The sequence below is a fragment of the Halalkalibacter alkalisediminis genome, assembly GCF_028610705.1.
GTDB classification, from domain to species: Bacteria; Bacillota; Bacilli; order Bacillales; family Bacillaceae_D; genus Halalkalibacter; species Halalkalibacter alkalisediminis.
In genome coordinates this window covers 352,981-359,274 of sequence record NZ_JAQQWT010000005.1, presented here as the reverse complement: position 1 = coordinate 359,274, position 6,294 = coordinate 352,981, and the positions used below count along the sequence as shown (strand labels likewise).

The following is a 6,294-nucleotide window of genomic DNA, read 5'->3' as shown; positions in this document are numbered from 1 at the left end:
CGCTAGCGATATAACAAATGCAATTTTACTAAATTGCTAAAAATTGACGAGAAAATCATGTTTTCTCTTTTCGCTTGGCTTTTGTTCAGTTTTCAAAGAACTGCTTTGTCGCTCATGGCAACTTTTACATCTTAACAAACCCAATTGAGTTTGTCAATACGTTTTTCTAAAACGTTTATGTCGTTCTTAGCGACAAGAAATAATATACCATATATCATAACTATTACGCAAGTCTTTTATATAATTTCTTCAATAAAAATAGATGGGTGGTGATTTAGTTCAATAATCTCTTCTGAATTCAACAGTTTCACCATTGGTCTTGTTGGGATTTGTTGATCAATAAAAACAATCTCTGCATCATCCCCAGAAGATAAGCGCACTTTATCTCCTATTGAAATTTGCACCAAACTTTGCAACAACGCTTGAACAACTTTTACATCGAACTTACCAAATTGCTCTTTGGTTATATCCTCTAATACCTGGTACGGGAACCGTTTTGACCTATAAAGACGCTCTGTTGTCATAGCATGATAAACATCAGATATTGCAACAATTTGACTAAATAGATGAATCTTTTTTGAGTTAACACCTAGTGGATAACCACTTCCATCGTAGCGTTCATGATGTTGGAGAACAGCTAAAAGAATTAAATCTGAAACTCCTGTTATTCCTTTTAACATCTTATAACTATGAATGGGGTGTTTCTTGACTTCTTCAAATTCCACAGATGTTAAAGAACCCTTTTTCTTTAATATAGAAGGAGAAACTTTTGTCATACCGAGATCAGCCAGTACTCCACCAAAACCTATTTGCAACCAATCTCCTTTATTAAGCTTCATCTTATAGCCAATATAAGCAGATAAAATTCCTACATAGACTGAATGGTGGTAATTGTAATCCTCTTTGTTACTATAGTGATGTAACTGAAGAAGCTTTTTAGGTTGCTCCATCACTCTTTCGAATAAAGGGATAAAGATTGTTCTCACTTCAAGCATCTCTACTTTACGACCTGCTTGCCAAGATTGAAACAGTTTTTTAAATTGCTTAACCGCTTCAACATATTGGTAAAGAAATTCATTTTGTTTTTCTTTATTGTTTTCAATTTCTATTTCTTCTATTTCTTCTATTACCTCCAAAGGTTTAAAGGTTTCCCCATTTGCTAAAACAGATTCTACTTCAACCATATCCACTAAAAATAGTTTCAAGATATCAATTAGTTCATCAGTCAAAACTGTATTTTCTTTAATAATAGGAAAATCTGTTAAACCTTCAACATCTTTAGTAGTAATACACCCTCTTTGTAATTGAGCTGGTTTTACCTTCATCCCGCAACCTTCTTTCTCTCTCTTATTTTTACATTATACAAGACTGCTATAACCTTTGAAAAGCGCCCATATTTAGAAGAGAAAATAAAAAAGATGACTAGTTAGGCCGTCTTAGACCAATCTAGTCATCATTCTGAGAAGCTTTCTATGAACACTCAGCTTAGTATTACTTATTCTTCCTCTTCAACTGAATCTGTTTCCTCTGACTCAATAGATTCAGTTTCTTCAGTAGACTCCTCATTAACACTTTCGCTAGCATCATGCTCAATCATTTCTTCCGTTTCTTCTTCAATATCGACATCTTCATCATCAACATCAATTCGCGCTACGGTTGCAACTTCTTCTCCTTCATTAACACGGATAAGAGTAACACCTTGTGTATTACGGCCTGTTGTAGATATTCCTTCTACCTGTGTACGAATAATAACTCCACTCACGGTAATGATCATGATATCGTGTTCAGATGAGACGACTTTTAACGAAACGAGAGAACCATTCCTATCTGTAATGTTACACGTTTTTATTCCTTTACCACCACGATTTTGAATGCGATATTCTTCAATTGGAGTACGCTTTCCGTAACCTTTTTCAGTGACAATTAATACGTCGTGATTCTCTTCAATAATATCCATACCTACAACATGGTCATCATCAGAAAGCGATATTCCTCTAACTCCAGCTGCCGTTCTCCCCATTAAGCGAACATCGTTTTCTGGAAAGCGAATGGACATCCCTTGCTTCGTTCCGATAATTAATTCACGACTGCCATCTGTTAAGCGGACACCATGTAATTCGTCCTCTTCTCGCAATGTGATTGCAAATAATCCACCTTTACGAATGTTTGCAAAAGAAGATAGCTCCGTTCTCTTAGCAACCCCATACTTTGTTAAGAAGAATAAGTATTCATCATCTCTAAATTCTTCAATTGGAATGACCGTACTCACATATTCTCCTTGTTCAATTTGGAGAAGGTTAATTATAGGAATTCCTTTTGCTGTTCGTCCAAGTTCAGGAATTTCATATCCTTTTAAACGATACACTTTCCCTTTATTCGTAAAGAAAAGAATCGTGTGGTGAGAGTTCGTTGTAAATAGATGTTGAACAAAATCATTATCATTTGTTCCCATCCCTTGAATCCCTTTACCACCACGCTTTTGTGCACGATATGTTGAAACTGGCATACGTTTTACGTAACCGTTATGAGAAATCGTTACAACAATATTCGTACGAGGGATCAGGTCCTCATCTTCAAGATGCTCTTCACTCATGGAAATGACCGTACGACGTTCATCATTGAATTTATCTTTGATCTCAGTAAGTTCATCACGAATGATTTCCAGAACTTTTTCATTTTCAGCTAAAATGGCTTTTAGTTCAGCAATACGAGCCATTAACTCATTGTATTCTGCTTCAATCTTATCGCGCTCCAATCCAGTTAAGCGTTGGAGTCTCATGTCTAAGATTGCTTGTGCCTGTTCGTAGCTTAGTTCAAAACGCTCCATTAAACCACTTCTAGCGATCTCTGTTGTTTGGGACGCACGGATCAAACTAATGACTTCATCCAAGTGATCAAGTGCAATTCGTAATCCTTCTAAAATATGAGCACGAGCTTCGGCTTTTCGAAGTTCAAATGCTGTACGTCGACGAATAACGACAACTTGGTGGTCAAGGTAGTGTTCTAAACACTCTTTTAAGTTTAGTACTTTCGGTCTTCCATTTACGAGCGCTAATAGATTAATCCCGAAACTTGATTGGAGAGCCGTTTGCTTATACAGGTTGTTAAGCAACACATTCGCATTTGCATCACGTCTTAACTCAATGACAATGCGCATACCTGTACGGTCAGACTCATCACGTAAGTCTGTAATTCCATCAATTTTCTTCTCTCGTACTAGCTCTGCAATTTTTTCAATTAATCTTGCTTTGTTCACTTGATACGGAATCTCCGTGAAAATAATACGAGACTTCCCATTATGCTCTTCAATATTAGACTTAGCTCTTAGTGTAATCGAACCGCGACCTGTTTGATAAGCTTTGCGTATTCCTGAACGTCCTAGGATTTCAGCTCCAGTTGGGAAGTCAGGACCAGGGATATACTCCATTAAGTCTTGAATCGTTAAATCACGATCTTTTGAAAGAGCTAATACTCCGTCAATGACTTCTCCTAACTGATGAGGTGGAATATTAGTTGCCATCCCAACAGCGATACCAGATGCACCATTGACTAATAGATTCGGGAATCTTGCTGGTAAAACAACAGGTTCGCGTTCACTGCCATCATAGTTATCTTGATAATCAATTGTATCTTTATTAATATCACGAACAAGTTCCATTGAGATTTTTGACATTTTAGCTTCTGTGTAACGCATCGCTGCAGCTGAATCACCGTCAACAGAACCAAAGTTTCCATGTCCATTTACAAGCATGTAGCGGAAGCTAAAGTCTTGTGCCATCCGTACCATTGTTTCATAAACTGCTGAATCACCATGAGGATGGTACTTACCGATTACTTCACCGACAATACGTGCAGACTTTTTGTAAGCTTTATCTGCCGTAATGCCTAACTCATTCATTGCATATAAAATACGGCGATGTACTGGTTTTAATCCGTCTCTTACATCTGGTAACGCACGACTTACGATAACACTCATCGCATAATCCATAAATGAGGATTGCATTTCCTGACTTATATTTCTTGGTTTTACTCTAAGATTATCTTGCTCAGCCATTAATTATAAACCTCCATCTCCAAGCCTATATATGCTTGTGTGTTCCCAAGGTGTTAGTGCAATAACTCCGCATACTGAGAGTAAACTGTCATTAAAAACAATTAAAGTGCCTTCTCAGTAAATGCGGCTCTAAACATTGCCATTTGCACGGAAAAAGTTTTTTTATTAGAAATTCTATATATCTAGATTCTGGACGTATTGTGCGTTTTCTTGTATAAAATCACGGCGTGGTTCTACACGATCGCCCATTAAGATTTCAAAAACTTCATCTGCTTTTATCGCATCCTCTAACGTCACTTGAAGGACCGTACGGTGTTCCGGATCCATTGTCGTATCCCATAACTGTTCCGGATTCATCTCCCCAAGACCCTTATAGCGCTGAATTCCTACTTTATCTTTGTTCGGGATGTCTTTTAGTGCTTCTTCTAATTCTTTATCCGTATAAACATAGTTTACATCACGGCCCTGGCTTATTTTATATAGTGGCGGCTGCGCAATATACACATAACCATTTTCAATAAGTGGACGCATATAACGATAGAAAAATGTTAATATTAACGTACGAATATGCGCACCATCAACATCCGCATCGGTCATAATTATGATTTTGTGATATCTTGCTTTTTCAATGTTAAATTCATCACCAATTCCCGTACCAAAAGCTGTAATCATTGCACGGATCTCATTGTTAGCTAAAATTTTATCTAATCTAGCTTTTTCAACATTAATAATTTTTCCGCGAAGAGGTAAAATAGCTTGGAAGTGACGATCGCGACCTTGCTTAGCTGAACCACCCGCAGAGTCACCCTCAACAATATAAATTTCACTAATGGTTGCATCCTTTGACGAACAATCAGCTAGTTTACCTGGAAGTGAACTGACTTCAAGAGCACTTTTACGACGCGTTAACTCACGTGCTTTTTTAGCTGCTTCACGTGCTCTAGACGCCATTAGACCTTTATCAACAATCTTTTTAGCTACTTGAGGATGCTCACTTAAGAAACGTGAAAAAGCTTCACTAAATAGAGAATCAGTAATCGTTCTAGCTTCACTATTACCAAGCTTTGTTTTCGTTTGCCCCTCAAACTGAGGATCTGGAATTTTGACTGAAATAATAGCCGTTAATCCTTCACGTACATCGTCCCCAGTTAAGTTAGGGTCATTTTCCTTGAATAAATTATTTTTACGGGCATAGTCATTAATTACACGTGTTAAACCCGTTTTAAAACCAGATTCATGCGTTCCACCTTCGTGGGTGTTGATGTTATTAGCAAATGAGTAAATATTACTTGTATAACTATCGTTGTATTGTACAGCTACTTCAACCGTTAAGCCTTCTTTTTCACTTTCGATATGGATAGGTTCATCATGTAAAACTTCTCTTGAACGGTTAAGGTGCTCAACGAATGAACCGATTCCACCCTCATAGTAGTAAGTGGCTTCTTTGCCATCTTCACGCTTGTCCGAAATGACAATGGTTAAACCTTTATTTAGAAATGCTAACTCACGGAGACGTGAGGCAAGCGTATCATAATCGTAAATGGTTGTTTCTTGGAAGATTTCAGGGTCCGGTTTAAAGTGAATAATGGTCCCACGTTTTTCCGTTTCTCCAATGACTTCTAAATCCGCTGCAGGTGCACCTTGATGATACTTTTGATAATGAATTTTGCCTTCGCGGTGTACTTCAATCTCAAGCGTTGTTGAAAGGGCATTAACAACAGAAGCCCCTACACCATGTAAACCACCTGATACTTTGTAACCTCCACCGCCAAACTTACCACCAGCATGAAGAACGGTCATAATAACCTCTACAGCCGGTCGTCCCATCTTCTCGTGAATTCCAACAGGTACTCCACGTCCATTATCCTCAACTTTTATACTGTTATCTTCTTCAATCGCGACTTTGATCGTATCGCAATAACCAGCCATGGCTTCATCAATACTATTATCAACGATTTCCCAGACAAGGTGATGCAAACCTCGTGCACTCGTTGAACCAATATACATCCCAGGACGCTTCCGTACAGCTTCTAAGCCTTCTAATACTTGTATCTGGCTCTCATCATAAGATTGTTGTGTAGAATGTTGTTCATTCGTCACTATGTTCACCTTCATTCTTCAATATCGATCTTATCATCAGTTCTTGTTGCATATTTATATAAAATTTGTTCAGACGACTTACTATGTTTTTCTGTATACGTAGCAAAGATTGTTACCTTGCTATAATGACCAAATCCATT

General features: G+C 37.7%; 3 protein-coding genes. All 3 read right to left on the bottom strand.

All coding sequences use genetic code 11. From position 1 onward, the window contains the following. Positions 1–236: 236 nt before the first annotated feature. The 3 genes from PQ474_RS10715 to gyrB all read right to left on the bottom strand — a co-directional run bounded on the left by PQ474_RS10715 (position 237) and on the right by gyrB (position 6,169). Positions 237–1,325 carry an HD-GYP domain-containing protein gene (locus PQ474_RS10715; RefSeq protein ID WP_273842845.1) on the bottom strand — a complete coding sequence of 363 codons (1,089 nt, stop codon included), beginning with the start codon at positions 1,323–1,325 and terminating at the stop codon, positions 237–239. A gap of 170 nt (positions 1,326–1,495) precedes the next feature. After that, positions 1,496–4,054: a DNA gyrase subunit A gene (gyrA, locus tag PQ474_RS10710; protein ID WP_273842842.1), complete on the bottom strand. Its 2,559-nt coding sequence runs from the start codon at positions 4,052–4,054 to the stop codon at positions 1,496–1,498. A 174-nt stretch (positions 4,055–4,228) separates the two neighbouring features. Next, on the bottom strand, positions 4,229–6,169 hold the full coding sequence (gyrB, locus tag PQ474_RS10705; protein ID WP_273842840.1) for a DNA topoisomerase (ATP-hydrolyzing) subunit B: 1,941 nt from the start codon (positions 6,167–6,169) through the stop codon (positions 4,229–4,231). Positions 6,170–6,294 lie beyond the last annotated feature (125 nt).

Bases quoted from the DNA above. Each gene is read 5' to 3' on its own strand.
- PQ474_RS10715 (WP_273842845.1), bottom strand. From the start codon at position 1,325: ATGAAGGTAAAACCAGCTCAATTACAAAGAGGGTGTATTACTACTAAA.
- gyrA (WP_273842842.1), bottom strand. From the start codon at position 4,054: ATGGCTGAGCAAGATAATCTTAGAGTAAAACCAAGAAATATAAGTCAG.
- gyrB (WP_273842840.1), bottom strand. From the start codon at position 6,169: ATGAAGGTGAACATAGTGACGAATGAACAACATTCTACACAACAATCT.